Origin of the sequence: Erysipelothrix amsterdamensis, from assembly GCF_940143175.1 — a bacterium.
GTDB classification, from domain to species: Bacteria; Bacillota_I; Bacilli_A; order Erysipelotrichales; family Erysipelotrichaceae; genus Erysipelothrix; species Erysipelothrix amsterdamensis.
This window is the reverse complement of the sequence record NZ_OW659496.1, coordinates 1,515,095-1,541,022: the sequence shown is the minus strand read 5'-3', so window position 1 is coordinate 1,541,022 and position 25,928 is coordinate 1,515,095. Positions and strand designations below refer to the sequence as shown.

Genomic DNA, 25,928 nt, shown 5'->3' with positions numbered 1-25,928 from the left:
GTTTACGATGAAATTTGAGAAAAAACTAAATTATGAATTTGAAGCTTATGTAATGTTTCGACGTTTTTTGACCCAAGAGGCCCCTTATGCAGAGGATGCTCATGCGATTCATGATCGCATTGATTCAATTTATAAAGGGTGTGAAGCATCGATGATTCAAGTTCAAAAAGATTACCCCCATGCAACTGAAATTCTTGAATTACTTGGCAATGAAAAAGCACAACTGTACTATATTCCCTTTAAATGTTTTCTTGAAATCCAAACACGTAATCAAAACGAGATTGAGGCTTTATTGGTCGAAACCATTGAAGATATTTTAAAAGCATTTTTTAGTGAAGGATCCACGCGTCATGAAGGGATTTTCCAGGTAATCAATCATGCATCGTTAAGTTATTCTGGAAAGTGGGCATTAGTAAGTATGGTCGAGTCCGCTGATGTGCTGTATCACGAGTTTAAAGGTATTGTGACAGACCTTTCAAAACCGCTGAAACAAATGTTATCGGTGTTTGATCAAGAAATTGAGGTCTTAAACCAAGAGTGGACCGCGCGTCTTGAGTCAAATACTTATATTGAATATCTTCGTGATACGTTTGGAATTGTTTGGGATGATCATGAGGGGATTATTTATCCAAGTGTGATGGCTAATAATTCATTTGTGGATGTAACGTATTTGGGAATTACGATGACAGAAGCATTTTTAAATCGAAATCAACTCAGCGATAAAAATGCATGTAAGATGATGAAAAGTATGGGTGATCCAAGTAAATTTGCGATTTTAAAAGCCTTGAATCATGGACAAAAATACGGAAAGGAACTCGCGACCCTGCTTGATTTAACACCCGCAACCATTTCCTATCACATCCAAGAATTATTAAATGATGGGTTGATTCAATGCGAACCCAGCAGCAATAAACGGGTTTATTATAATATTGCGAAAGACAGGGTTCGAGAATTGTTAGTGTTTGTGGAACACGAACTGGAACTCTAAACAAAAACACACTCTTAGAGTGTGTTTTTTTACGGAAATAGAGGAATTAATAATTCAACCATGGATATAGTCCGGGTTAACGTCTTGGATTTTTCAAAGGAAAGGGTAAGTCTCTGTGTGGAAACCGCTAAGTCTTTCACAACCGGCGTTAATCCACAATTACGATAGACATAGTATAGATACAAAATGATTTGAGTTGATAATTCGATGAGAATACTCCAGTAGTGTATCAAAAACACACACTAAACACTTACAAAAACATCAAGCAAATAGACAAATAATGCGTTGTACAGCATTGTCTATAATGATAAAGTTTTATTAATACGGGGGAAAAATGTACAAATCAAGTAAAAAAAATTTACTATCAATTATGTTACCAATAATTGTAGTCCAAGTTATTTTTGTTTTAAAGCAAGAAATATTTAATTTCGATGCCTCTTTCTATTATTATACAATAACAAATCCAGGATTCTTTTTTGTTTATTATTTAATAATAATTAGTTTAGAGAGCATATATGCTCTAAATTTCGAATATCTCATCACACAAAATAAATTTGATGATTTAGTAATATTAAGAACTGGATATTTTAAGTATTATTCGAGCAAGATCAAAAACGTAATAAAGCGAACTCTTTTTATTTCGTTGTTACAACAAATTTCGTTACTATTAATCATTATATTTATCAAATCTCCACTGACCTTTGAAGTCAATGATCCGACATTAACGCAAATGTTACCGTTTAGCACACATAATCCGATTAATTTCTTTGTTTATTTTTTACTTTCAATTATCGGAACCACAGTTTATTGTGTCTTTTTAAGCAGTTTAATTTATTATATAAAAAATAAATACTTATATACTGCACTAAGTCCATTAATTTCTATCACAACTATTTTTATAGTTGGAGTTTTTATCATTCCATTTACGAATAAATTAAGTGCATTGAAGAACTTATCAATGTATTTCTACGGCTTGGTTATAGGAAATCTTCCAACAGTTGGCAACTTCTCATCGGGAGCAAACAGACTTAACATATTCCTTGCTTCTATTGTTCTGTACCTTTTAATATCGATTCTTTTTTATGTTATAACTGTTAAAAAGAGAGAGACAGAAGGATGAACCCAAATAGAAAAATACTTTCGTGTGTTTCAAAGAAACAGTATATCTTGTTGTTTATATTTATAATTCTAAATATAGCTGAATACGCTCTTATTTATAATTCAGGAGCGCGTGCTATCGCTGTTTTGTTGAATCATAATTTTTATTGGATGAGTTTAAATGTTGTATGTCTAATAATTGGTTTTACTATAGTTTATAAAATCTCAAAAAAAAAAATTTTTCTGTTGGCTCGTGTAAATAATCGCGAATTATCGATAAGGTTACAGAGGACTATTTTTTTTATTTTTTGCTATGGTACGCTAGCACATATAATACCCGTAATATTTTTTGTTAAATTTGAATTTCTCACAATTTTATTTATCTATATCTTGTCACTACTTTTACTGTACTACAGTATATCTTTACTCTTATCCTTCGTAATTTATTTTAATAACCGTTATTTTTTATTTGTCTCGCTCTTAAGTTTTTTGTTAACTTTTGGATTTCACGTTGTGTTTATGTCAGTTTTATAAAAAGGAGTAACCTATGTTAATATTAGAAAATATAAAAAAAAGCTATAAGGATTTAACTGTTTTAGAAAATCTAAATTTAGAACTAAACGATCATTCAATCATTTATATAAAAGGTAAAAACGGATGCGGTAAATCAACTTTACTAAAAATTATATCTGGAATACTAAAAGCGGATGATGGCAGCATAAAAACCAATTATAAAAATATAGGGGCTCTTATTGAAAATCCCTCTTTTATAGAAGACCAAACATTAATAAAAAACCTCAAATTTTTATTTAATATAAAATCAAATTTTAATTATGAATATGTAAAAGAATTAGCAGACGCTTTTGATTTAGAAATCGATAGTAAAATCAAAATGAAAAATTATAGTGTTGGGATGAGACAGAAAGCGGGTCTAATTCAGGCAATCATGGAAGATCAAGATCTTATTCTTCTTGACGAGCCAACACGCGGTCTCGATGATGAATCTATTTTAAGTTTCACAAATATAATCAGTAATATGAAGGCAAAAACAATCATAATTTGTTCACATGATGAAATAGAAGACATAAATTTTGATAAGAAATTAGAGCTCGTAAATGGTAAATTGGAAAAAATATAGATTTTTCTTACTTAACCTATTATTAATATTGTCTTGTATAACAAAAAATATCGTAGAGAGTAGTCAGATTGAACACCTTATTTTTAAAATTCCTTCGAGTAATTTCACATTAATGAAACTTTGCGCTTCTCTATTAGTTTCTATTTTTAATATTCTATATGTATTTGATTTCTTGACTCCATATTTGGATGTTGAGACAAATATTAAAATCAGAAAAAAAGAGAAGTATTATTATTTTATATTTGAAAAATTAATATTCTCAATCATAACAATTTATACGACAAATTCGCTTTTTATTTATTTTGTTCAAGCAGATTCTTTAGGTGTTTTCAGTCATTTAGAATACTACTTATTACTTTGTCTTTTTGGAATCATGTTTCTTTATAACAAGAAAAATTCACACATTACTTTTGTGGTGTCTTTGGTAGCGATGATTGTCTATAGACTTATTTAAAGGGAATCAATTCATTTGTAATTACAAAATTAACCAAGGATTTAGTTCAGTGTTCACACATTGTTGTTGTTTGTGAAACATGAACTCTAAGCAAAAAACACACTTCTAGAGTGTGTTTTTTTTACGGTAATAGAGGTTTTAATGATTCAATCATGGATAAAACTGCGGTTGTTCCCCCTTCGGTTAGGTACCAAACTTCAGGATCCACATAGATGATATGGCCGTTTTGGTAGGCACGCGTTGCTTTCACAAAGGCATTGTCCATCAAGACTTCCGCATTTCCTTCACCACCGGTTACCCGGGAGCGATCCATTACAAGGATATAATCAGGGTTAAGGTCTTGGATTTGTTCGAAGGAGAGGGTAGAACCATGGGTTGAGACATCAAATTGTTTGGAAACGGACGTAAATCCGAAATCACGGTACACATGATCATATCGGCTTTCAGGTCCGAAGGCTTTAATCTCATTGCCATTGGCCATTAAGAAAAGTAAGGTGCCCGTTTGATTTTGTGCTTCATTCTTGAATGCATCTACCTGACTTTCTAAATCAGTCATCAAGCCTTCAAGATCACGTCCTGGGTAGAGTTGATGAAGTACCTCAGTATTTGCCTTCATGGATGCGATTAAGCCATCGGGATGACTGTCTCTTCCCATATAGATGGTAGGGGCAATTTTTGAGAGGGCTTCGTAATGTTTGGCACTGCGACCTGAGATAACGATAAGATCCGGTTGTGCTTCGCTTATGCGTTCATAATTAGGTTCAAAAAGCGTACCAATATCGGTAAGGTTTGGGTCCAACTTTGACTTAAGCGTTGTCGTTAAGGAAGCAGTAGGCACCCCGGAAATTGGTAAATCATAGGATTCCATCATATCAATGATTCCCATATCAAAGACAAATACGTTCTGTGGGTTTTCGCTAACCTCGGTTGTTCCTAATTTATGTGTAATGGAAAGGGTGGTATCTTTTGTTTTTTGAGGTGTACATCCCGTCACGAAGATGAGGGCAAAGCACACGATTAATGTTTTAAAGTTCATAGTTCCTCGTTTCTACACAACATTGTTTGATTGTGTTATGGGTGAAAATTGTAAAGTCTAAATCATAAAGCTGTTTTAGGATGGCTTGTGTTAGCGTTGAATCAACGGCGCCATGCGCAATGCATTTCCCATCTTTTAAGCAAACAACCGCATCACAATATCGATATACCATATTTACATCGTGCATGATCATGACGATGGTTTTATTGCGATGGATTACGAAATGGTTCAGGCATTGCATGAATTCATGGGCATGTTTTAAGTCCAAATTATTTAACGGTTCATCCAAAAGAATTACTTCGGTATCTTGAGCTAAGACCATCGCGATGTAGACACGCTGAAGCTGACCTCCGGAAAGGGTTTGGATGGATTGGTCTTTAAAATCCCAACATTTCATGTCTTGAAGGCATGTCCTCACAATTTGATGATCTTCGTCCGTAAGGTGACGTGGATTGTGGGGGTAACGACCGTAGGACACAAGATCGTAGACACTCAAATTCAAGTTATGGTGATTGCGTTGTTTTAAAATTGAAACGTGTTTCGCAAAATCAATGGCTTTGAAGGTTTGGATATCGTTGTCGTTAAGATATGTTTTCCCTGATGAGGGATGGGATAATCGTCCAATTAGATTGAGCAAGGTTGATTTACCCGATCCATTTTCGCCAAGAATGGCGGTCATAGCACCTTTTTGAATTGTGATTGCACAGTTCTCTAAGGCATTAAGGCTCCCATAGGTTTTAGTGAGTCTTTCTGTTTTAATCATGTTTACGCTCCTTAATCATAAAAATAATTAGTGTCAATGAGCCAATCAAATTAATCAAAACGGTGATGGTTCCGGTGAAATTAAAAAGACGTTCGAAGATAAGTTGGGATCCGAGAAGCAGTATAAAGGCTAGAAGCGTTCCGGTGATGATAATCGGTTTTGTCTTCGCATTTGGACACAGTTCTTGAGCTAAATTGCTGGTCAGTAGACCAAGAAACGTTAGTGGTCCGACAAGACTTGTGACAAGCGAACTTGCGAGAATGACAATAAATAAGATTTCCTTTTGGACCAAAGGGACATCCACACCTAAACTTTGTGCAGTATCATCCCCAAGGACTAAAACATCAAACTGATGGCGTTTGTGGTTGTAGATGCCGATGATGAGAAGCGTAAGTACCACGGAAATACTTAAAAATTGTGGTTGGATGGCATTCAACGATACAAAGTTTTGACTTCGAAGGATACTGAATTCCAGCGGATCCATCATCATTTGTAAGGTTGTGGAGAGAGCACCCATTAAGGTTGAAAAGACTGTCCCAATTAGAAGCATCAAATAGATGTCATTTCCACATCGCTTTAAGATTTTGGGGTAGATCATGAGGCCAATGATTGACATGGTGAATAAGGCGATGAGAGGATTGAGCATCGGATTGTTTAGAATCATAAGACACCCGATTTGAATCAAAAGGTACAAGCGTTCAAAGCCCAATAAAGCCGGAGAGACAATGCGGTTATGGGTGAGTCTTTGAAATAACGTTGTGCTTAGATTAACTAAATAAGAAGTGATGCATAGGGTGAGGATTTGGACGCATCGCCGTTGAAAGATATACGCACTGTTTAAGCTACTTCCTATATAATAAACAGCACAGATAAAGGCAATCCATCCTAAGATTTTTCTATAATTCATGACGGATCATCCCTAGAAATCCTAAGGACCCAACAATTCCCAATATAAATCCTACGGGAAGTTCGTAGGGGAAGATTACGATGCGTGCAATGAGATCACATACTAAGACAAGGCATGACCCATAAAGCCCACACAGTAAAAATGAGTTGGAGGAACCATAACGCAGGGCAATCATATTGGGGACAATCAAGCCTATAAAAGGCAGTGTTCCTACCGTCACCACGACTGAAGCGGTAAGCAACGATACGAGCACTAAAGCAAGGTTCATCACTGCCTTGGGTTTTAAGCCAAGATTACGCGCAAAATCATCGCCAAGGGATAGAATATCAAATTTACGGGCGGCAAATAATGCACACAATAACAGCGGGACGGACGTAAAAAGCAACTCATAACGCCCTGCAATAATTTGGGTAAACGATCCCGTCATCATCCCTCCTAAAGCTTGCATTAAATCAAACTTAAGGGCCAAAAAGGTGGTCATCGATTCAATCATAGTTCCGACCATAATCCCAAGTAGGGGAATAAAGACTACATTCTTTAAGGGAATTAGACGTAAGAGCCTCAAAAAAAGAGCGGTACCTAAAATCGCAAAACCATAGGCAAGCAAAGTCTTATGCAGTAATGATGCCCCTGGAAAGACAATCAACGCGATGAGAATTCCCATCCGGGCTGCATCCATCGTTACAGCAGTTGAGGGAGATACAAATCGGTTACGCGTCACCTTTTGCATGATCATTCCGGAAATTGCCAGTGAAGAACCTGTCAGAATGATGGCACAAAGACGGGGAAGACGGCTTGTAAGCAGAATCGACCACGCATCACCACTCCCTGTAATCAATGCGTTAAAAGACAAGGGCAAGACACCTACAAATAATGACCCAAAACTTAAAACAAATAAGATCATTACGGCCCATGTGGTGTGTCGATCTTTATGCGTAAAACGAACAAACATATTCACGATTCCTTTCTGTTACTGCCCTTTTAGTGTATGGAAGTGCTTTAAAACACACAAGCAAAACATTAATTAAGTTTGGCTCTTTTTTCACAAACTCTCGATATTCAGCTCTTGTTCTGGTTAAAAATGACGTTTTCGAGGTCTAAATGATACTGGTTTTCGTTATCTTGTGAAAAACTACGCTCCATCTACAAAAACCACGGCCATTGGGCTTCTAAAATGAACGTTTTGTGAAGTGTGTTCATTTTATGACAGAAATTGAATTTTTAAGAACATGAAAACACTCTTAATCTCGGAAAATGATACGATGGGACTACAAGAGGAGGAATCTTATGAAAAAAATCTATAAATCTTTACTCGCATTAATTCTAACCGTGACAACATTCGTAATCACAAACCAACCGACTCCGATAGACGCATTAGGCAGTGCTCAAAAAGCTGTTATTTCTGGTGTTGAGTCTCAGTCAGATTACGGTGGGGTTTTAATCTATCCCAATGCGGAAAACCGTCGCATGTATCGCGAGAATTACATTCAACTTCGTAATTTTTTAAGTGCGGATAATCATATGGTGTGGACAACAGTCTCACCCGATGATGGAATCCAATACTTTGAAACAGGAAGTTTGAAATTTTATCTCAGTAATAATTATCACGATGACGATCATACCATCCAAGAAATGCATGATAATGGATTTGATTTCAAATTCTACGTTACTACTGACTATGTAAATTTTGAGGAAGCAACAGATGAACTTGACTTCAATACTGAAACCCATGCTTACTCATACGCAAAACCCCTTGTAGGGTATAAACTCAGCGTGGATAAATTGATTCCTGGTGCTGTAACGGATAAAACCGTAGCAATTGCACTTAATCACAATATCGAACTTAATTATAATAATATGACGCAAGGACAACTTGAGGGATATGAGCCTTTGGAGAGTTGGAATGATAGCCGCAGTGCAAATCAACCCGCAACACCCAACCATCAAAACATCTATGTGATCCAACCTGAAATTAGTGGAACGGTCAAACATCAAATCATTGATGATGGGGATACACCAGTATGGAATGATGCAAGCTTAAAAGAAGGCGTATCCATTACGCTTGTGGAAAACACCCCAGATGGTGATGTGGATGTTGCGACAACCACAACCGATGCGAATGGTAAGTTTATCTTCTCAAATACTAAAGGAGCAGCTTACTCATTTGCGGACAGTCATAATACACTTACAGTTCGCATAAATCATGATGGTTATAAATTGTGGGATGTGAACGGAGCTGCCGTTACCGAAGCATCGTCCAATGAAGTCTTGATAGGACGAATCACAGATATCAGTCGCTACCAACCCGACTTTAATACCGCAATTTCAAAAACAAATTGGAAAACACCTTTTGATATCCAACAAGCCGAAGGCGAAAATGCCTTAGGTCGCGAAGCCATCTTAACTGAAAATCCAATCATTGAAGGAACGCTTAATGTTTCTTATGTGGATACCGATGGTAATACATTAGAACCAACGAAAACTACGAAAGAACCCGTTGGGACAGCTTATGATACTGAGAAGCTTTCATTCCCAGGTTACACATTTAAGTTAAATCAAGGGGATTCAATTAAGGGAAACTACATTGATGGCGTTCTTAACGTTGTATATGTTTATGAAAAAGATGCACCTATTGTGATTCCACAAAAAGGAACCGTTATCGCTCATTATGTGGATGAAAACGGTAATGTTATTGCGGATTCAGAAACCACAACAGGTGATGTCGGAACATCTTACAAAACAATTCAAAAAATAGTGGATGGATTCACATTCAAAGAAATGAAGGGTGATGAAGTGGAAGGCTTGTATATTGATGGAACCTTAAAAGTTACTTATATTTATACAAAAAATAATACACCAACACCAGAAAAGCCGGTACCTACGCCAACACCAGAAAAACCAGTACCCACACCTACACCTGAAACTCCAACGCCTGAAACCCCAACATTGCCTCAAACAGGAGTTCAAGCTAATGATACGGGTGCAATGATCCTGATTGCGGGAATCCTAGTATGTGTAGGATCATTATTGAATAAAAAAAATAGAAAAGGTCAGTCTTAGACTGAATAGGGAACTCATTATGAAAAAAATTATTACTGCTGCACTGATCGTTCTTGTTTTGGTATCAGGATGTTCTAAATCAAACAAACCAACTGATGAACAAAAAGCAAAGCTCAATGAAGCTTCTGAACGTTTGATGAGTGCAAATGCCGTAGATATTGACCTCGCCCTTGAAATGAAACCAGAAAAACGCGAACAGCTTAATGATGCGGTATCCGCAAATATGGGAATTCAATATGCGAAAGGTGAATCAGTCCTTGATTTTGATTTGATTTTCAAAATCAACGTACCTGATGAAAAAGATGCATCAATGAACATCTATAAAAAAGGTTCTGATGTTTATATGGACTTTATGGAACAAAAAATGAAGATTGATCTTAAACAAATTCCACAAGTTGGTATGTTCTTAGAACTACCACTTAACGATATGCAATCCGAACCGGTAGATATTAATTTTGAAAAAGCAACTGTTGTATCGGAAAACAATCAACTGGTGTATACCTTTGACTTAAATGACTTCTTACAATCCGAAACTTTTAAAAATGCGTTGGAAGAACAAGGTCAAGATGTGGACTTAGATTTCAAGCAAGGTCAAGCAATTGTGAAGGTTGGGGAAGAGATTGAGAACATCGACCTGAGTTTTATGGTCACCGAAAAAAATTCAATGGAATCGATGGAATTATTGATTACGATTGAAGTCGTTGGGTTAAATGATTCAGTAGAAATGTCATTCCCAAACTTTGATACATTCATCGACATGACTCAGTTATACCAGTAAACATTAGTAAAATTTACGCAATAAAAAAAGCAAGAAAATAACATTTCTTGTTTTTTTATTACATTGCATTAATCTTGTAAACTGATAAAATAAACTTAGAAGAAGCCAAGAATTGGCCTTGGGAGGTAGTATGAAAGTTTTAGTTACAGGTGGTGCTGGTTATATTGGGAGTCATACATGTGTTGAATTATTAAACCAAGGATTTGAAGTTGTTGTGGTTGATAATTTAAGTAACTCAAGTGTCGAAGCACTCAAACGTGTTGAAGCAATTACTGGAAAAACCGTTACGTTTTATGAAACCAATGTTCTTGATAAACCAAGCTTAAATGCAATCTTTGAAAAAGAATCCGTAGATGCTGTCATTCATTTCGCAGCTCTAAAAGCAGTTGGTGAAAGTGTATCCAAACCTTTAGAGTATTATCAAAATAATATTACAGGTACACTTACACTTTGTGAGGTGATGCGTGATAATAATGTAAAGAATATTATCTTCAGTTCATCCGCAACGGTTTATGGAGCACCTAAAACGGTTCCAATCAATGAAACATTCCCACTTTCCACGACAAGTCCATATGGAAGTACAAAACTCATGGCAGAGGATATGTTGCGTGATTTAAATATTGCGGATCCTTCATGGAATGTTGTAATTTTACGTTACTTTAATCCAATTGGTGCTCATGAATCGGGAACGATTGGTGAAGATCCAAAAGGTATTCCAAATAACCTTGTACCTTACATTACTCAAGTAGCAGTTGGAAAATTAGATCATCTATCTGTATTTGGAGATGACTATGACACGGTTGATGGTAGTGGTGTTCGCGATTACATTCATGTGGTTGATATTGCTTTAGGCCATGTGGCAGCCCTTAAGAAAATGACAGAAACACCGGAATACCGCGTTTATAATCTTGGTACAGGTCAAGGCTATTCGGTTCTTGAAATGGTAAAAGCATTTAGTGATGTTGTGGGACATGAAATTCCTTATGAAATTAAAGAACGTCGTCCGGGTGACATTGCGGAGTGTTATGCTGATCCACAAAAAGCTCGTGAAGAGTTAGGTTGGGAAGCAAAACGTGATCTTCATAAAATGTGTGAAGATTCATGGAACTGGCAAAAATCAAATCCTAACGGATACGAACAATAATCTTAAAAAAGAGATCGCATGCGATCTCTTTTTTAACGTGCTGATTCAAGTTGAATGCGGGAAGTAATAATTTGTGGATAAATTTCATTTCCGTCTACCATAAACTTAAATTGGCCCACTTGCTCATTCACATTCACAGCCATAAATCCATCAAGTTTTGGCTCATCATAATGATCGACAAGATTTTTGGTTGTAGCAGTAAAAACAACGTGAGGTACCTTATCAATCATTTGGTTGGAAATACTCATCTGTTCAAAATTACGTGCTTTCGAGTAAATATAAAAATAAGCATTGTCCTGGGTATCGCGTATGAAGTAAAACCCTTCGTTAACTGTAGACAGTTCGTTTTGTATGGTGGATAAACAAAGATCTGTATGACTTACAGTTCGGATTCCATCATGCATCGACTCAGCACCGCTTTTCGCATTACATCCAGTAAGTGCAATAAGTAAGATTACAAAAACCATGAAACGCTTCATAAACACGCCCCCCTTTACAGTCATTGTATCACTAAGATATAACAGTTACTTTAAGGATATTGCTATCCTTGTGTAATTACGGTGAGATTTAAAATTTGTAGGTACTACCTTGTTGGCGTGCACCCAAAAAATAAAACGGACAATGTATAATGAAAAGTGTATAAGGAGGGCTTTTCGATATGCAATATGTTTACATGTTTTCTGAAGGAAGTGCAGCGATGCGTCCAACCCTAGGTGGTAAGGGTGCAAACCTCTGTGAAATGACGAATTTGGGGTTACCGGTACCTCAAGGATTTGTAATCAGTACGGATGCGTGTCTTCATTACTATGAAAAAGATCATGCGATCGCGCAAAACATCCTTGATGAGATTTTTGAAAATCTTAAAAAGTTGGAATCGTTAACGGGTAAAACGTTTGGGGGAACAGAGAAACCATTGCTTGTTTCCGTTCGAAGTGGTGCTCGAGTTTCTATGCCAGGGATGATGGATACCGTCTTGAATCTCGGTTTGAATGATCAAGTGGTCGAAGCGCTGGCCAAAGATAATGAAAAGATGGCTTATGACTCGTATCGACGTCTAATTCAAATGTATGCGGATGTGGTTATGGGGATTGAAAAGATGAAGATGGATCGTGAGGTTGCTTTAGTGGTCCATAAATATGGTGTTGACAGTGATCATGATTTGAGTGTTATCGCTTTGAAGGAATTGATTCAACGTCTTAAAGAAACGTATCGTATTGAAGTGGGTGAACCCTTCCCGGATTCTCCTCAAGTTCAATTGGTGCATGCTGTAGAGGCAGTCTTTAGAAGTTGGAATAATCCAAGAGCGAAGTATTATCGTAAAATGCATGATGTTCCCGATGATTGGGGAACTGCGGTAAATATTCAAGAAATGGTTTTTGGAAATCGTGGTGATGGGTGTGCTACAGGTGTTGCGTTTTCACGAAATCCGGCAACCGGTGAGCATGAACTTTACGGTGAATTTTTATACAATGCTCAAGGAGAAGATGTTGTTGCGGGAACACACACACCGCTACCCATCTCAACACTCAAAGAAACGATGCCAGAGGCATATCATGAATTTGAGCGACTCGCAGAAAAACTTGAAAAGCGTTACCATGATATGCAAGATATGGAGTTTACCATTGAGAAAGGAAAACTCTTTATGTTGCAGACACGAAGTGGAAAACGAACGGCTCAAGCAGCTGTGAAAATTGCTTATGATATGGTTCATGAAGGAACTATTACCAAACAAGAAGCCATCAACAATCTTGATGTATCCATTTTGGATGGATTACTCCATCCTCAATTTGATACCGAAAACCTAAAAACAATTGAACCGATTGCGAAAGGATTACCGGCATCACCCGGTGCATCAAGTGGTATGATCGTCTTTGATACGCTTACGGCAGTCAAATACACGCAAAAAGGAAAACCTGTTATATTAGTTCGTTTAGAGACATCACCTGAAGATATTGAGGGGATGCATCTAGCTGAGGGAATTCTCACAAGTCGTGGTGGGATGACCTCACATGCTGCGGTTGTAGCGCGTGGGATGGGGAAATCCTGTATTGTAGGATGTAGTGATGTGATTGTGCATGAAGATAATACCTGTGAAATTGATGGTAAGGTTTATAAACTCGGTGACGAAATCTCAATTGATGGAGGAACCGGTTGTGTTTACCATGGTCGACTTAAAACACAAGAAGCAACCATGTCACAGGAATTTGAAACCCTCCTTGAATGGGCGGATGCATTGAGTCCCATTGATGTATACACCAATGCGGATACGCCAAGTGATGCGCAAACTGCAATTGAGTTTGGTGCGAAAGGAATTGGCTTAATTCGTACTGAACATATGTTCTTTGAACGTGATCGTATTCGTGCAATGCGTGAGATGATCTTAAGTCGAACGCCTAAACAACGTGAGGCTGCATTAACGAAAATCTTACCCATTCAACGAAAGGATTTCGAAGCAATCTTTACGGTCATGGAAAATCGAAGTGTTACCGTACGATACCTTGATCCACCCTTACACGAGTTCATGCCAACCACAACCCAAGAAATTGAGGAATTGGCAGAATCAATGAACATGGGCGTTGCGGAGATTAAGACGGTCATGAGATCGTTACATGAATATAATCCAATGATGGGACATCGTGGTTGTCGTCTTGCAATCACCTATCCTGAAATTGCGCTTATGCAAACACAAGCATTGATTGAAGCTGCAATCAATGTCAATCAAAATGGTAACCATGTGAATCCAGAAATTATGATTCCACTTGTAGGTGACGTCGATGAGTTTAATTATCTCGCAACTCGTATTCGAAACCTTGCGGATGCATTAATTGAGAAGTCGGGAGTAGAAGTTCATTATCGTATTGGAACCATGATTGAGCTTCCGCGTGCATGCTTGCTCGCTGATAAGATTGCGGAAGAGGCAGAATTCTTCTCGTTTGGAACCAATGATCTAACTCAGATGACTTATGGGTTTTCACGTGATGATGCAGGAACGTTCTTAAAAGATTATTATGATAAAGGTATTTATCAAAATGATCCCTTCGCATCTTTAGATCAGGAGGGTGTAGGACAATTAATTAAAATTGCGATAGCAAAAGCACGCGGCGTAAAACCAGACTTAAAGATTGGAATTTGTGGTGAACATGGCGGTGATCCACGTTCGGTTAAATTCTTCAGAGATGCTGGATTTAATTATGTATCCTGTTCACCGTATCGTGTCCCTATTGCACGCATTAGTGCAGCGCAAACTGTCTAAAAGAAAACACCTCGTTTAAACGAGGTGTTTTTCGTATTGTTTAGGCATCGGGTGAGGCACATGCTTTGGTACCATCACTGATGTAGATATTAATATGGTCGGTTGTGGATACAAATTGGTTGTTTTTGGAAGCACGTACGACCGTTCCTTTTTCACCACATTCCGCAACGCGAGTCACATCATAGGTGATGTGTGCGCCTTTAGCACTAAATTCATAGAAATAAGCTGGTAAATCGCCTTCTGTCAAGCCTACAAGACCTTTAATATAAGGTTGGCCAATGGAGTAGTAAACAATCACAATCGTATCAGGATCATCGTTTAGAATAGTTCCTGGTTCTGTGTTTTGTTCAACAAAAGCGCCATAGGGGTAATTCATTGTGTAAATTTGTTTTTGAATTACTTGGGCCCCCATTGAATTGATTGTATCGAAAGTATTGAGATCAGAAGAGGAATAATCAGGAACACGTACGGCTTTCCCTTTTGAAATTACGAAGGTAAGTTCATCATTTTTCGCAACTTTCTCTGCTGCACTCACGCTTTGTGAGATCACACCGCCTGCTTCGATTTTGTCATCAAATTGTTCTTCATAGGTAAAGGTACTTACAAATTCTTTTTCTTTTGCCCAAAGTTCAAGATCCATTTTTGTTCGATTTTTAAAGTCTGGAACGATGATGTTTTTTTCGTATTGTTCAGGGCCCTTTGAAATTTTAATGAGTGCTTTGTTTTTACGTTGGAAATGATCTTTCGTTACATTTTTATCTTTTATTTCAAATGAGATAAAATTACCCTTTGCGACATCTTTGGAGAATACATTTTCGACTTGGATGTAACGCATTTTTTGGTCTTCGATCCATGCATTGATTTCGGTTCCATTAAGTTTTTCAAAATCAGGGAGCTTAATGACTTCTTCAAGATCGGGTCCCTTACTAATCACGACACTTACCAAGCTGCCTTTACGGATTTTAGTTTTGGGTTCGAATTCTTGTGAGATGACAACATTTTCATCGTATTCCAAACTGAATTCATCTTTGAAATCTACTTCGACTTTGTGTTTTTTAGCCCATATCTCGACTTCTTGACGTTGTTTGTCTGTAAAGTCAGGCATCATTGTATGAGATTGTTTATTCCAAATTCCACCGATGAGCAGCAGTGATAGGACCACACCGATTGCGATAAAAACCATCTTTTTTTGTTTTTTTGCTTTATAGGAGGGATCAAGTTCCGTTTCTTCTTCACGCACATAGAAGCGCTCCTCATCCTGATAGGTGCTTGTGGATTCAAGGTCATCCATTTCCATTACTTTCTTTTCAGATTTTTCAGTTCCTATATGTATTTTATTTCGGTCATAAACACCGGGTTTAAACTGATCAAGAAAATTACTCATTCAAGTCACCTCTACTAATTTCTTCCAATGATCCTTTTTTTAGATATAAAATTTTATCGGCTTGTTTAGCGATTTCTTGGGAGTGCGTCACAACAATAACGCATTTCTGGTGATCATGGGCAAGATGTTGGAAGATATTAATAATTTCAGCTTCCATTTCTTCATCCAAGTTACCAGTCGGCTCATCCGCTAGAATTACATCCACATTGGTTGATAAGGCACGCGCAATCGCAACTCGTTGTTGTTCTCCACCGGAAAGCATGGTTACAAGACGATCGGCCTTGCTTCGGGTAATGCCAATAAAATCAAGAAGATTGTATGCAACTTCTTTTGTCTCTTCGGGAATTTGATTGGTGGTGATGTTCATGGCTACAAGTACATTTTCGACAGCCGTTAAATGAGGAATAAGATTATAGCTTTGAAAGATAATTCCTATTTGGTTGCGTCGATACTCGGCAAGTCCAATCTCGGAGATGTTTTTATCTTTATAGTAAACAGCACCTTCACGCGGTGTATCCAGTGCACTCAGTAGGGATAAAAAGGTCGTTTTTCCAGATCCGGATTGGCCCAAAATGGCATAAAAGGTACCGGCTTCAAAACTGGTATTCACATCTCGCAAAATGAAGCGACGTTGATCGCCATCTTGATAAAAATAATTAATGTTTTTGGTTTCTATTAGTTTCATGATCGCGCTCCTACATTAAGATTTTCTTTGGTTTCATGCGTGTAACATAAAACATTGGAAGGATGCTTGAAGCAACCGCAACACCTGCACCCAAGAGATAGACAGACAAGACATAAGAAGGGGACAGCTCGATGCGATAATCTTCATTGACTTCAATCATATTAATTGAAGGGAGATAAGAACTTTCCGTGTCAATAAATACGTCATCCATATAAGAATCCGAAATAAGAACATCTGAGACCTTATTCGCAAGCATTAAACCCGTTCCAAACGACAAGGTTAGACCCATAAGTGTAATCATGAGGACTTCCAAGGTTACTTGCCCTAATACGCCCCATTGGCGATCTCCTAATGCAAGATAAATACCCATCTCATGCTTACGATCTCTTAAAAAGAGAATCACCACAAGGGAAAGCACGATGGTTGTGGTAATGGCTGCACCCTTTAAGGTATAGTCTGCCATCACATTCAACATTGCCATGGGCGCTGCAATCATTTCAAACGATTGTTGGGAGGTGCGAACCATGAGTCCATCCTCCAAAAGTTCTTTTGCTTGTTGTGTAAATGCGTTTAAATCTGCTTCCGATTCCATCACAAATACAGAATCTCTATAGTTATATTTTTCTTCATTATAGATTGAGTCATTACCGAGGATATCAATCCCTTGTGCTTCCGCAATCTTCGCTTCTTCAGCGCGTAGCGTTCGTAAACGATGATTAGGAATGTAGATTCGGTTATACATGGAGGCAAGACCCCAGTTTTCATTATCGGATTTTTGACTAAACGATACCGGTTTAAACGATCCTACAACTTTAATCTTAAAGCTTATGTCTTGAGCTGCTTCACTCTCATTAACACCATAATTAGGAAGCATCGTTTTAAGATCGATGACTTCATCAAGACGAATGTTATTTTCAGTCATCACAATATCCGAAAGAATGACTGGATAGACATCAGACTTTAAATCATCATCGGTAAAGGTACGGCCTGACGTGAGTTCAATCCGCCCGGTTTTCGTATCGAGAAGGTCAAGATATTCGACACCTTGAAATGAGAAATAGTGAATCGGCTCTTCAGTATCTGCACGATCTCGTGCATGAGGCATTTGATAGGATTTTAGAGAACGCGATTGAATATCATGCTTAAGCGCGTAATCAAAAAATGCGACCTCAGGGAGTTTTCCTAATTTTTGAATGGTTGATTCGCTAATCTTAAGCGTTTCGAAATCAATGCGATCAAAGGCTTCGTAGTCAAGCGCTATGGTTGCATTATAACCCAGCTTCTCCTTAAGATTTGTTTCAACACGTGATGTGCCTTGTTTAATAGCAAACGTTCCTGCGATTAAGTTACCGAGTATAAATACAACGGTTAAAAGAATGAAAGATTTCCCTTTGCGTCGTGAGACACTCAACCAGGCTCTTTTAAAATGATTCATGATACCTCCTACTGTACTACTTGCAATAGTACGCCTGAATTTATAATAGCGTTTACATTACCGTAAAGCAAGAAAAATAACACAAGAGGAAAAGATATTTATATTATGTACGAATTGAAGTGGATTAGTGTATAAACATTTCAAAATTATGTTGATTTTTAATAAAATTTCATTCCGTAAAACTAAATCTATGATATGATTTATACGGTTAAAAGGAGAAGGAAATGAAAAAAATAATTGTAGCAGTATTATTTTCACTTGTACTTGTTGGATGTTCCGCAAATAAGAACGTTTGTACAGTAGAAGCTGATGGCATTAAACGTACACTTAAGTTGGATGTGAAAAATTCTGAGGTTGTTGGTTTAGAAGAAGAAACCGTAATCCAAATGGATAAAGCAACTCAAATGAATACCTATGATGACTTGTATAAGCAATTCGCTGAATCAAAAGTAACGGATGGTGTTACCTTTGAATATGAGAAATCCGATACCGCAATCACAGTTAAAACAACTGTTGATCTTGCAGTTGCTAAAGGTACTCAATTAGAAAAATATTTCTCATACCTAAACAAGTCTGGTCAAAAAATTATTCTTGATCAAGAAGACTTAAGCGTTGATGCTGTTAAAGCAGTTCTTGAATCAGAAGGTTCATTCAGCTGTTCAGGAAAATAATATAAAAAGCACCCGGTATCGGGTGTTTTTCTTTTATCAAATCTCAACCGCACCACTTTTACTTTTATTAAAGTCTATCTCATAGGCCGTTTTGAAGTCAAATATTTTTCGCGGCATTGAGTTAATTTTGAAGCAAATATCATCAAGATATTGTTGCGCTATATCATACATTGATTTTCCTTTTGGTATAAACCTTCTAACGATTGCATTCGCTCGTTCATTGGTTCCACGTTGAAAAGAACAGTATGGATCACACTTATATAGTTTCACACCCAACCGCTTGGCTGTAATTCCTAGTGTTTTAAATTCAAGTCCGTTATCTACTGTTATTGATTTGGTTGTTATATTATTCTCTTCAATAAATTTTCGAATTAAGTTTGATGTGTAATAGTCATATCGATATTCTGCTTTAATAAGCCAGGTCATTCTTGAGCAGCGGTCTACAATGGATATAATTGCTGCAGATTCATGTTTCTTACCGATTATAGAGTCGATTTCGAGATGACCAATCTCGTTACGTTCCTCAATGTATTTAGGTCTAAGGCTAATTGGAAGCACCGTTTTCTCTTCCAAGTTCCATCTTAAATGATTCATCATTCCACTAATTCTTTTTTTGCGTTTTCGACGTTTATAGCACATTCTATTTGGTTTTATATCAAGTTTACCTTGGTTAATCCAGTTATAGACTTGCTGCGATGTAACACACGGTTTATATGGATGATATCGTTTATAGTTACTCAAACATACTTCTACCGAATGAACTTTAGGATCATAGTGAGAATGCAGATATTCGATTAAGTGGGAATATTTGTCTCGGATATCAATCGTTCGTTTCTTATAGACATTATTTTTATATCTAGAAATCGTAGAATGAGATATATTGAGTTTACGTGCTGCCTTGCGCATAGAATAGCCGATGCTTAATAGAATATCAATTTGGTCTTTCATTTTTTTATCTAATTGTTTATACTTCATATGGGAGCTCCTTTTAGTCGGGTGGGCTCCTTTTATTATACAAAAACAACCGCACCTTGGGTGGTGCGGTTGAGATTTGAATTTAGGAAAGCACCCGGTATCGGGTGTTTTTTATATCTAAAATAAAGAGATTGATACCAAACGTTACTTTGAAAACATAAAACCCTTATAATAAAAGCTAAGGAGGGTTTAAATATGCATCATAAAATTCGTAATTTTAGAGATTTAGGAGGGATTCCTGTAAAGGGAGGCCACGTAAAATACCATAAACTTCTAAGAGGGGGTCCCTTATATAATTTGGATGAGACTACAATTGCACATCTCATCAATGAATACCACTTGAAAACGGTTATTGATTTGCGATCTGATCGTGAAATTGAAGAAAAGCCAAATATGGTCATTGATGGTGTTGAAGATGTTCATCTTGATATCATGACCAAAGCACAACAAAATGCAGACCCGGAGAAAATGGCACTCAAATATCGACGTGAAATTTCTACGGAACACATGAAAGGTTTAAACCGATTGTTCGTGGAAAGTCACTACGCTCGTGATGAGTATCGTACATTTTTTAAATATCTCCTTAATAATAAAGAGGGATCTCTCTATTTTCACTGTACGGCAGGTAAGGACCGAACAGGTTTTGCGGCGGCTCAAATTCTTAAAATATTGGGTGCGAGTGATGAAGCAATCTTAGCGGATTACCTTGAAACCAATACGATGACTCATGAACTTGTTGAAAAAGAATTGGCGGGATTTAAGGTTAAAGAAAATCTAACGGATGATCAAGTAGATAATATTCGGGGATACATGACGGTTGATACAAACTATCTCAAAGAAGCATGGGATGCGATTCAAGAAATCTACGGAGACTTTGAAACCTATGTATCTAAAGGTCTATTACTTTCAGATGAAGATGTGGAAACACTTAAACAAATTTATATTGAAATCTAACGGTTGCCAATGGCAATCGTTTTATTATAAATTATGGTATAATATTCACGAAAGTTTCACAAAGTGATTTGAGGGGTTTAGATTCATGGCATCTCGGTTTAAAAAATGTATTAATGTTATTCTCGTGTTCGCATTGATTGGTATTCAACCCATCGATGCCTTTTCACGTAAAGACTATGAGCGTGATGAAGGGTATTATCATGAATTGTGTTCGGGTGCTAAGGCTCGTGATCATCAGGACGAATGTACCGGATTCACAGAATATATTAATGAAAAACTTGCCGACTCAGAAACCTTATTGCGACGTATTCGTGAGCAGAAAGATACTGTTTTAGAAGAAATTGAAGATAATAATGAATTGTTAGAGGTTTATCAAAAAGAAATCCTTGTTTTAAAAGAACGTGTTACAGAAATACAAGAGAGTATTCGAATGATCGAAGCTGATGTTGTTGAGACGGAAGCTAAGATTGAAGTGTTTGAGAAAAAAATTAAAATATTGGAAGAAAAGGTCAAGCTTAATATTCGCGCTTCGCAATCTTCGCTTTATGTTAATAATTATATCGAGTTTGTATTTGGTGCTGCAGATTTTGTAGATTTGATTCGAAGAATGGAAGGCTTAACTCGTATTAAGCAAAGTAATGATGGGGTCGTTAATGAATTGATTGAAGCGCGTAAGGCTTTTGATGAAGAGAAAGAACACTTACTTTCTCAGAAGGAACAAATGGAAGCGAAGGAAGCATCAGTTAAAAAAGAGGAACATGACATTAAAGTTTATCAGATGGAAGTTCGAGATTTAATTCAATCGTTAATGGCAAAACATCAAGTTCTTGAAGATCAAAGTAAAGAGGTTCAAGAAAAGTTGAGTTTTGAAAATAAACTGTTCTTAGACTTGCGTAATTTACCTAATGAAAATGGATTTGTACGACCGCTTAAGTCGAACTATTGGGTATCAACGGGTACGTGGCATTATGCGAAGGGTGGTCGTCATATGGGGGTTGATCTGGCGCATATTGATGCCCGTGTTGGAATGGAGATTTTAGCACCCGGGTCTGGAATAATTACGGGAACGCAAGGCGGCTGTCCAACCTATGGTTCTTATCCTCGTGGAAATTGTAATGGGGGATGGGGTAATTATCTTACAATGATGTTTAGTGTGAATGGAAAGGTTTATGGAGCGCTGTTTGCGCATCTTGAAGAAAATTCGTTCAAGATGTCACCGGGTTCTGTGGTTCGCGCAGGTGATGTGATTGCGAATATGGGATCTTCAGGACTATCTTCTGGTCCTCACCTACATCTTGAAATTTATTATCTTGGATCTGATAGTATTGAGGCTGCATATGATCGATGGGATGGAAACATCACGTTTGGTACGGGTGGTGCAAATTGGGGTAACGGTTGGGAGAAACGATGTGAAATGAATAATCATGATGCACCGTGTCGCGAAAACCCCATGAAACTATTTAATTACACCTATGAAGCAGAATATTAAAAGTCGAGTGAAAATCTCGATTTTTTATTTTTTTGAACATATCCATTGACAAAAAAGAAGAACAAAGTTATTCTTTTGTTGCAAACGTTTCGCATTTAAACGAACTAATGTGAATTTAGGGTAACACCCAAATCATTCATATTTAGGAATTGCAAGGGCACGAAGGTGAGGATTTATAATGAAAAAATTAGGTTTAATGTTATTAGTCTTGATGATGCTTACAGGGTGTCAGTCACAGAAAAAAGATGAATCTGGAAAATTAAAGGTAATGACAAGTTTTTATCCACTCTATGATTTTGCGCAAAAAGTCGGAGGGGACAAAGTATCTGTTCAAAATATCATTGAAGGTGGGGAAGCACATGGATATGAACCCAGTGCAAATGACATTATTCGCATTCAAGAATCTGATGTTTTTATCATGAATGGAGCGGGTTTTGAGGCATGGGCTCCTAAAACATTACAAAGTGTAAAAAATGATAAATTGAAGATCGTGGATACAAGCCAAGGGGTTACCCTTCATGAAGGCCATGATCATCATGACCATGATGATCATGACGATCACGATCATCATCACGGTGAATACGATCCACATATTTGGATGAATCCCATGAACGCCTATCAACAAATGAAAAATATTAAAGATGCATTTGTGGAAGTAGATCCCGAAAACAAAGATTATTATGAAGAAAACTTTAAACGCTTTGGTGCGGAATTTGAATCATTGAGTAATGATTTTGAGAATAAGTTACGAAATGTGAAAAATAAAGAAGTTGTCGTGGATCATACTGCCTATGGATATATGCTTGAACCTTATGGTATCGAACAAGTTGCAATCGCAGGAAGTCTCTTAAGTAGTGAGCCAACTGCAAAACAAGTTGATGAATCCATCCAGTATATAAAGAGTCAAAACATTAAGGCTATTTATATGGAAACACTCAGTAATGATAAATTACTCCAAACGATATCCAAAGAAACAGGTGTAAAAATCTTGAAGCTCAATACACTTGAGAGTTTATCAAAGCAAGATTTAGAAAACGGAAATGATTATTTTAAAGTCATGAATGAAAACTTAGAAAGTCTCGTTGAGGGCTTGTCGCTCTAATGATTAATAAAAGAAAGAGTGCAAGTATACTCATAGTGCTTGCACTCTTTTTTTCAACCTCGACCATTCATGCACTATCTGAAAATGACTTTAAAAAAGACGAAGCATATTTTCATGACTTATGCTCAGGTCAGGCATCACGTGACCATGAAACTTTATGCAGTCAATTTACAGAATATATCAACCAAAAAATAAGTGATTCCCAAACGCGTCTTAAAGAAATCGAAAAACAAAAAGACGATATTAGTACCTCGATTGAAAATCAACAAGAAACGATACGGGTGTATCAAGAAGAAATTAACGCGCTCTCTACAACAGCTCGGGAATTAAAGGCTTCAATCACCGCAATCAACGAAGACATTAAACAAACGCAAATCAATATTGATGTCTATCAAAAAGAAATCGATGTATTGAATGAAAAAGTAAAGAAAAATATTGCGACGTCTCAATCACAGCTTTATGTAGATCCACTTGTAGAGTTTGTCTTTGCAGCCGTAGATTTTGTCTCCCTTATTCGCCGTGTCGAAGGTATTGCACGTATCAAAGAAAGCAATGATATTACCGTTAATAAATTAATTCAAGCAAAGAAGGTATTTGATTTAGAAAAAGAGCACTTGAACCATCAACGACGTGAGTTAGAAAAAAAGAATAAACTCATTGAAGAACAAGAAACGATTAAGAAAACATATATGGAAAAAGTCAAAAAGACGATTGCATCTTTAATGGAAAAGAATAAGGCGCTCGAACTTCAATATGACGAACTCCAGGAAAAAATTGACCTTGATAGTCGATTGTTAAGTCGTATTTCAAGTTTAGAAGAAACCAATGGCTTTATTCGTCCGGTTGAAAGTGGGTATTGGGTATCGGCGGGAACGTGGACCTATCCCTGGGGAGGCCGTCATATGGGGGTAGACTTGGCTTCTGTTACAGGATCAATCGGTCTCAATATATTGGCACCGGGCTCGGGACTTATTACCGCAGTAAACGGGGGCTGCCCAACCTATGGATCTTATCCAAATGGATCCTGTAATGGTGGATTTGGTAATTATATTACCATGATTTTTAAGACCAATGGTATTGTTTATGGCGCGATGTTTGCGCATCTAAAAGAAGGTAGTATGAATGTAACCCCTGGTGATATCGTTTCGGGGGGAACAGTGTTAGCTCAAATGGGTTCTTCGGGTTTGTCCATGGGTCCGCACTTACATCATGAACTTTACTATCTTGGTGAGGATTCAATTGAAGCTGTGTATCAACGATGGGATGGTTCGGTCACCTTTGGTACTGGTGGTGCTTATTGGGGGAATGGCTGGAATATGCGTTGTGATACTAATGGACGAAGTATACCTTGTCGTGAAAATCCAATGACGATCTACCAATACACACTCGGAGGTGAATATTGATGCGAAAATATCTACCCCACGGAGTCATCCTATTAATCATTATCGTATGTTCGTTATTAAGTGTTTACTTTCAAAATCATGCCGTTATGGCACAGTCTTTGGAGAGTAAACAGGAGGCTTTGTATCAAGGTACAGTGACTAAAGTACGAACCGAAAAAGATGAGACTTCTAAAATGACAAAATTATTTTTAGACGTATATTCTGAATCCTTTCCCTATCTCAATAAAACAATCTCAATCGAACAATCCTTGAGTGAAAATACGGCTCAAGCCCTTCTTCCGTTACAAAAAGGGGACTCCGTTCTGTTGAATCAAACAACCAATGATGAGGGTGTACAGTACACCCTCAACGGTCCAACCCGCAGCATGCGTGTATTTGTCGTGATTGGGATATTTAGTATCCTCTTATTACTGATTGCACGAAGACAAGGATTAAAAACCTTAATTTCTTTTGCGTCAACTGTTTTTGTAGTGGGAACCGTCTTTATACCAGGTATTTTAGCTCAACAAAATATGTATCTTTTGGTATTGGTTGTTGCGCTCTGTATTACTCTTCTATCATTTATCACATTGTCGGGATTCTCCAAGAAAACAATGGCCTCGATTGTAGGAACACTAGGTGGTGTTCTGATCGCAATCTTATCAGCAATGTTGATAGTCTTCTTTTTAAAGATTAGAGGTGCAGCGTCAGAAGAATACTCGTATATAGCGATGATGAATCGCGAACAGCCTTTCAATGTAAATCAAATCCTATTTGGTGCCGTAATTATCGGAGGTCTTGGTGCCATGATGGATATTTCCATGTCGATTGCTTCATCAATGTGCGAGATGATAGAAATCGAAGCGTCATTACCGAAACGAGATCTCGTGAAAGCAGGTATGAATGTCGGCATTGATGCGATTTCAACCATGGTTACAACACTTGTCCTTGCGTATACTGGAGGCGCTTTGCCATCAATTATCCTCTTAAATCTCTATCAGCGAAGTGGTACCTATATTCTCAATAGCTTATGGTTTTCTGTTGAAGTACTCCAAGCACTTGTTGGTTCCATTGGTATGATGGCTGCAGTGCCGTTAACTGTATATTTTATGAGTTGGATTCAAAAAAGATCGCATCAAAAAGCGAACGTAAAAACGTGACTCTAAATGGTCGTAGATCATAGTTTTTCGTATCTATGTGTGGTAGAATTATCATCAGTACAAATAGATGAT

At 37.3% G+C, this 25,928-nt stretch carries 22 protein-coding genes; 13 read left to right on the top strand and 9 right to left on the bottom strand.

Annotated features, from left to right (window positions below; all coding sequences use genetic code 11):
• Nucleotides 1-7 precede the first annotated feature (7 nt).
• The 3 genes from NMG63_RS07425 to NMG63_RS07415 all read left to right on the top strand — a co-directional run bounded on the left by NMG63_RS07425 (nt 8) and on the right by NMG63_RS07415 (nt 3,224).
• Nucleotides 8-988: an ArsR/SmtB family transcription factor gene (locus tag NMG63_RS07425; protein WP_254006855.1), complete on the top strand. Its 981-nt coding sequence runs from the start codon at nt 8-10 to the stop codon at nt 986-988.
• A gap of 334 nt (nt 989-1,322) precedes the next feature.
• Nucleotides 1,323-2,108 carry a hypothetical protein gene (locus tag NMG63_RS07420; protein ID WP_254006854.1) on the top strand — a complete coding sequence of 262 codons (786 nt, stop codon included), beginning with the start codon at nt 1,323-1,325 and terminating at the stop codon, nt 2,106-2,108.
• A 525-nt stretch (nt 2,109-2,633) separates the two neighbouring features.
• Nucleotides 2,634-3,224, top strand: coding sequence for an ATP-binding cassette domain-containing protein (locus NMG63_RS07415; protein ID WP_200548849.1), 591 nt, complete (start codon nt 2,634-2,636; stop codon nt 3,222-3,224).
• A 575-nt stretch (nt 3,225-3,799) separates the two neighbouring features.
• Here the strand turns inward: NMG63_RS07415 and NMG63_RS07410 are convergent.
• The 4 genes from NMG63_RS07410 to NMG63_RS07395 are packed head-to-tail and all read right to left on the bottom strand — an operon-like array spanning nt 3,800 to nt 7,336.
• On the bottom strand, nt 3,800-4,714 hold the full coding sequence (locus NMG63_RS07410; RefSeq protein WP_254006853.1) for a siderophore ABC transporter substrate-binding protein: 915 nt from the start codon (nt 4,712-4,714) through the stop codon (nt 3,800-3,802).
• A complete protein-coding gene (locus NMG63_RS07405; RefSeq protein ID WP_254006852.1) occupies nt 4,704-5,477 on the bottom strand; it encodes an ATP-binding cassette domain-containing protein in 774 nt (257 codons plus the stop codon). The genes NMG63_RS07410 and NMG63_RS07405 overlap by 11 nt, the downstream gene beginning before the upstream one ends.
• Nucleotides 5,470-6,384: an iron chelate uptake ABC transporter family permease subunit gene (locus tag NMG63_RS07400; protein WP_254006851.1), complete on the bottom strand. Its 915-nt coding sequence runs from the start codon at nt 6,382-6,384 to the stop codon at nt 5,470-5,472. The genes NMG63_RS07405 and NMG63_RS07400 overlap by 8 nt, the downstream gene beginning before the upstream one ends.
• Nucleotides 6,374-7,336, bottom strand: a complete 963-nt coding sequence (locus tag NMG63_RS07395; RefSeq protein WP_254006850.1) for an ABC transporter permease — start codon at nt 7,334-7,336, stop codon at nt 6,374-6,376. Before NMG63_RS07395 ends, NMG63_RS07400 begins: the two co-directional genes overlap by 11 nt.
• A 335-nt stretch (nt 7,337-7,671) precedes the next feature.
• Between NMG63_RS07395 and NMG63_RS07390 the strand changes: the two genes are divergently transcribed.
• The 3 genes from NMG63_RS07390 (at nt 7,672) to galE (ending at nt 11,366) form a co-directional block, all read left to right on the top strand.
• A complete protein-coding gene (locus NMG63_RS07390; RefSeq protein WP_254006849.1) occupies nt 7,672-9,444 on the top strand; it encodes a MucBP domain-containing protein in 1,773 nt (590 codons plus the stop codon).
• A gap of 19 nt (nt 9,445-9,463) precedes the next feature.
• On the top strand, nt 9,464-10,222 hold the full coding sequence (locus tag NMG63_RS07385; protein ID WP_254006848.1) for a hypothetical protein: 759 nt from the start codon (nt 9,464-9,466) through the stop codon (nt 10,220-10,222).
• A gap of 130 nt (nt 10,223-10,352) precedes the next feature.
• Nucleotides 10,353-11,366: a UDP-glucose 4-epimerase GalE gene (galE, locus tag NMG63_RS07380; RefSeq protein ID WP_254006847.1), complete on the top strand. Its 1,014-nt coding sequence runs from the start codon at nt 10,353-10,355 to the stop codon at nt 11,364-11,366.
• A gap of 32 nt (nt 11,367-11,398) precedes the next feature.
• On the opposite strand, the gene NMG63_RS07375 is transcribed toward galE, so the two are convergent.
• A complete protein-coding gene (locus NMG63_RS07375; RefSeq protein WP_254006846.1) occupies nt 11,399-11,845 on the bottom strand; it encodes a hypothetical protein in 447 nt (148 codons plus the stop codon).
• Between the two features lie 179 nt (nt 11,846-12,024).
• Here NMG63_RS07375 and ppdK point away from each other — a divergent pair, with 179 nt between their 5' ends.
• On the top strand, nt 12,025-14,619 hold the full coding sequence (gene ppdK / locus NMG63_RS07370) for a pyruvate, phosphate dikinase (protein ID WP_254006845.1): 2,595 nt from the start codon (nt 12,025-12,027) through the stop codon (nt 14,617-14,619).
• A gap of 40 nt (nt 14,620-14,659) precedes the next feature.
• On the opposite strand, the gene NMG63_RS07365 is transcribed toward ppdK, so the two are convergent.
• The 3 genes from NMG63_RS07365 to NMG63_RS07355 are packed head-to-tail and all read right to left on the bottom strand — an operon-like array spanning nt 14,660 to nt 18,123.
• Nucleotides 14,660-16,003 carry a PASTA domain-containing protein gene (locus NMG63_RS07365; RefSeq protein ID WP_254006844.1) on the bottom strand — a complete coding sequence of 448 codons (1,344 nt, stop codon included), beginning with the start codon at nt 16,001-16,003 and terminating at the stop codon, nt 14,660-14,662.
• Complete coding sequence (locus tag NMG63_RS07360; protein ID WP_254006843.1) at nt 15,996-16,688, bottom strand: ABC transporter ATP-binding protein; 693 nt, start codon at nt 16,686-16,688, stop codon at nt 15,996-15,998. The genes NMG63_RS07365 and NMG63_RS07360 overlap by 8 nt, the downstream gene beginning before the upstream one ends.
• Nucleotides 16,689-16,698: 10 nt before the next feature.
• Nucleotides 16,699-18,123, bottom strand: coding sequence for an ABC transporter permease (locus NMG63_RS07355; RefSeq protein WP_254006842.1), 1,425 nt, complete (start codon nt 18,121-18,123; stop codon nt 16,699-16,701).
• Nucleotides 18,124-18,347: 224 nt separating this feature from the next.
• Between NMG63_RS07355 and NMG63_RS07350 the strand changes: the two genes are divergently transcribed.
• Nucleotides 18,348-18,794, top strand: a complete 447-nt coding sequence (locus tag NMG63_RS07350; protein ID WP_254006841.1) for a hemolytic protein — start codon at nt 18,348-18,350, stop codon at nt 18,792-18,794.
• Between the two features lie 36 nt (nt 18,795-18,830).
• On the opposite strand, the gene NMG63_RS07345 is transcribed toward NMG63_RS07350, so the two are convergent.
• The gene (locus tag NMG63_RS07345) at nt 18,831-19,769 is read right to left on the bottom strand and encodes an IS30-like element ISErh4 family transposase (RefSeq protein ID WP_254006521.1); all 939 of its coding nucleotides are present in this window, start codon (nt 19,767-19,769) and stop codon (nt 18,831-18,833) included.
• 195 nt (nt 19,770-19,964) lie between these two features.
• On the opposite strand from NMG63_RS07345, the gene NMG63_RS07340 reads away from it, so the two are divergent.
• The 5 genes from NMG63_RS07340 (at nt 19,965) to NMG63_RS07320 (ending at nt 25,856) form a co-directional block, all read left to right on the top strand.
• Nucleotides 19,965-20,723, top strand: a complete 759-nt coding sequence (locus NMG63_RS07340) for a tyrosine-protein phosphatase (RefSeq protein WP_254006840.1) — start codon at nt 19,965-19,967, stop codon at nt 20,721-20,723.
• 85 nt (nt 20,724-20,808) lie between these two features.
• Nucleotides 20,809-22,212 (top strand): murein hydrolase activator EnvC family protein, encoded by a 1,404-nt coding sequence (locus NMG63_RS07335; RefSeq protein WP_254006839.1) that lies wholly within the window; start codon nt 20,809-20,811, stop codon nt 22,210-22,212.
• Nucleotides 22,213-22,390: 178 nt separating this feature from the next.
• Nucleotides 22,391-23,314, top strand: coding sequence for a metal ABC transporter solute-binding protein, Zn/Mn family (locus NMG63_RS07330; RefSeq protein ID WP_254006838.1), 924 nt, complete (start codon nt 22,391-22,393; stop codon nt 23,312-23,314).
• On the top strand, nt 23,314-24,717 hold the full coding sequence (locus NMG63_RS07325) for a murein hydrolase activator EnvC family protein (protein ID WP_254006837.1): 1,404 nt from the start codon (nt 23,314-23,316) through the stop codon (nt 24,715-24,717). Before NMG63_RS07330 ends, NMG63_RS07325 begins: the two co-directional genes overlap by 1 nt.
• On the top strand, nt 24,717-25,856 hold the full coding sequence (locus NMG63_RS07320) for a YibE/F family protein (protein ID WP_254006836.1): 1,140 nt from the start codon (nt 24,717-24,719) through the stop codon (nt 25,854-25,856). Before NMG63_RS07325 ends, NMG63_RS07320 begins: the two co-directional genes overlap by 1 nt.
• Nucleotides 25,857-25,928: the final 72 nt, after the last annotated feature.

What these genes read in the sequence shown, in the direction of transcription:
- NMG63_RS07365 (WP_254006844.1), bottom strand. Translation starts at nt 16,003, where the DNA reads ATGAGTAATTTTCTTGATCAGTTTAAACCCGGTGTTTATGACCGAAAT.
- NMG63_RS07425 (WP_254006855.1), top strand. Translation starts at nt 8, where the DNA reads ATGAAATTTGAGAAAAAACTAAATTATGAATTTGAAGCTTATGTAATG.
- NMG63_RS07360 (WP_254006843.1), bottom strand. Translation starts at nt 16,688, where the DNA reads ATGAAACTAATAGAAACCAAAAACATTAATTATTTTTATCAAGATGGC.
- NMG63_RS07385 (WP_254006848.1), top strand. Translation starts at nt 9,464, where the DNA reads ATGAAAAAAATTATTACTGCTGCACTGATCGTTCTTGTTTTGGTATCA.
- NMG63_RS07325 (WP_254006837.1), top strand. Translation starts at nt 23,314, where the DNA reads ATGATTAATAAAAGAAAGAGTGCAAGTATACTCATAGTGCTTGCACTC.
- NMG63_RS07340 (WP_254006840.1), top strand. Translation starts at nt 19,965, where the DNA reads ATGCATCATAAAATTCGTAATTTTAGAGATTTAGGAGGGATTCCTGTA.
- NMG63_RS07410 (WP_254006853.1), bottom strand. Translation starts at nt 4,714, where the DNA reads ATGAACTTTAAAACATTAATCGTGTGCTTTGCCCTCATCTTCGTGACG.
- NMG63_RS07400 (WP_254006851.1), bottom strand. Translation starts at nt 6,384, where the DNA reads ATGAATTATAGAAAAATCTTAGGATGGATTGCCTTTATCTGTGCTGTT.
- NMG63_RS07350 (WP_254006841.1), top strand. Translation starts at nt 18,348, where the DNA reads ATGAAAAAAATAATTGTAGCAGTATTATTTTCACTTGTACTTGTTGGA.
- NMG63_RS07355 (WP_254006842.1), bottom strand. Translation starts at nt 18,123, where the DNA reads ATGAATCATTTTAAAAGAGCCTGGTTGAGTGTCTCACGACGCAAAGGG.
- NMG63_RS07345 (WP_254006521.1), bottom strand. Translation starts at nt 19,769, where the DNA reads ATGAAGTATAAACAATTAGATAAAAAAATGAAAGACCAAATTGATATT.
- NMG63_RS07375 (WP_254006846.1), bottom strand. Translation starts at nt 11,845, where the DNA reads ATGAAGCGTTTCATGGTTTTTGTAATCTTACTTATTGCACTTACTGGA.
- NMG63_RS07405 (WP_254006852.1), bottom strand. Translation starts at nt 5,477, where the DNA reads ATGATTAAAACAGAAAGACTCACTAAAACCTATGGGAGCCTTAATGCC.
- NMG63_RS07335 (WP_254006839.1), top strand. Translation starts at nt 20,809, where the DNA reads ATGGCATCTCGGTTTAAAAAATGTATTAATGTTATTCTCGTGTTCGCA.
- NMG63_RS07320 (WP_254006836.1), top strand. Translation starts at nt 24,717, where the DNA reads ATGCGAAAATATCTACCCCACGGAGTCATCCTATTAATCATTATCGTA.
- NMG63_RS07415 (WP_200548849.1), top strand. Translation starts at nt 2,634, where the DNA reads ATGTTAATATTAGAAAATATAAAAAAAAGCTATAAGGATTTAACTGTT.
- ppdK (WP_254006845.1), top strand. Translation starts at nt 12,025, where the DNA reads ATGCAATATGTTTACATGTTTTCTGAAGGAAGTGCAGCGATGCGTCCA.
- NMG63_RS07395 (WP_254006850.1), bottom strand. Translation starts at nt 7,336, where the DNA reads ATGTTTGTTCGTTTTACGCATAAAGATCGACACACCACATGGGCCGTA.
- galE (WP_254006847.1), top strand. Translation starts at nt 10,353, where the DNA reads ATGAAAGTTTTAGTTACAGGTGGTGCTGGTTATATTGGGAGTCATACA.
- NMG63_RS07390 (WP_254006849.1), top strand. Translation starts at nt 7,672, where the DNA reads ATGAAAAAAATCTATAAATCTTTACTCGCATTAATTCTAACCGTGACA.
- NMG63_RS07330 (WP_254006838.1), top strand. Translation starts at nt 22,391, where the DNA reads ATGAAAAAATTAGGTTTAATGTTATTAGTCTTGATGATGCTTACAGGG.
- NMG63_RS07420 (WP_254006854.1), top strand. Translation starts at nt 1,323, where the DNA reads ATGTACAAATCAAGTAAAAAAAATTTACTATCAATTATGTTACCAATA.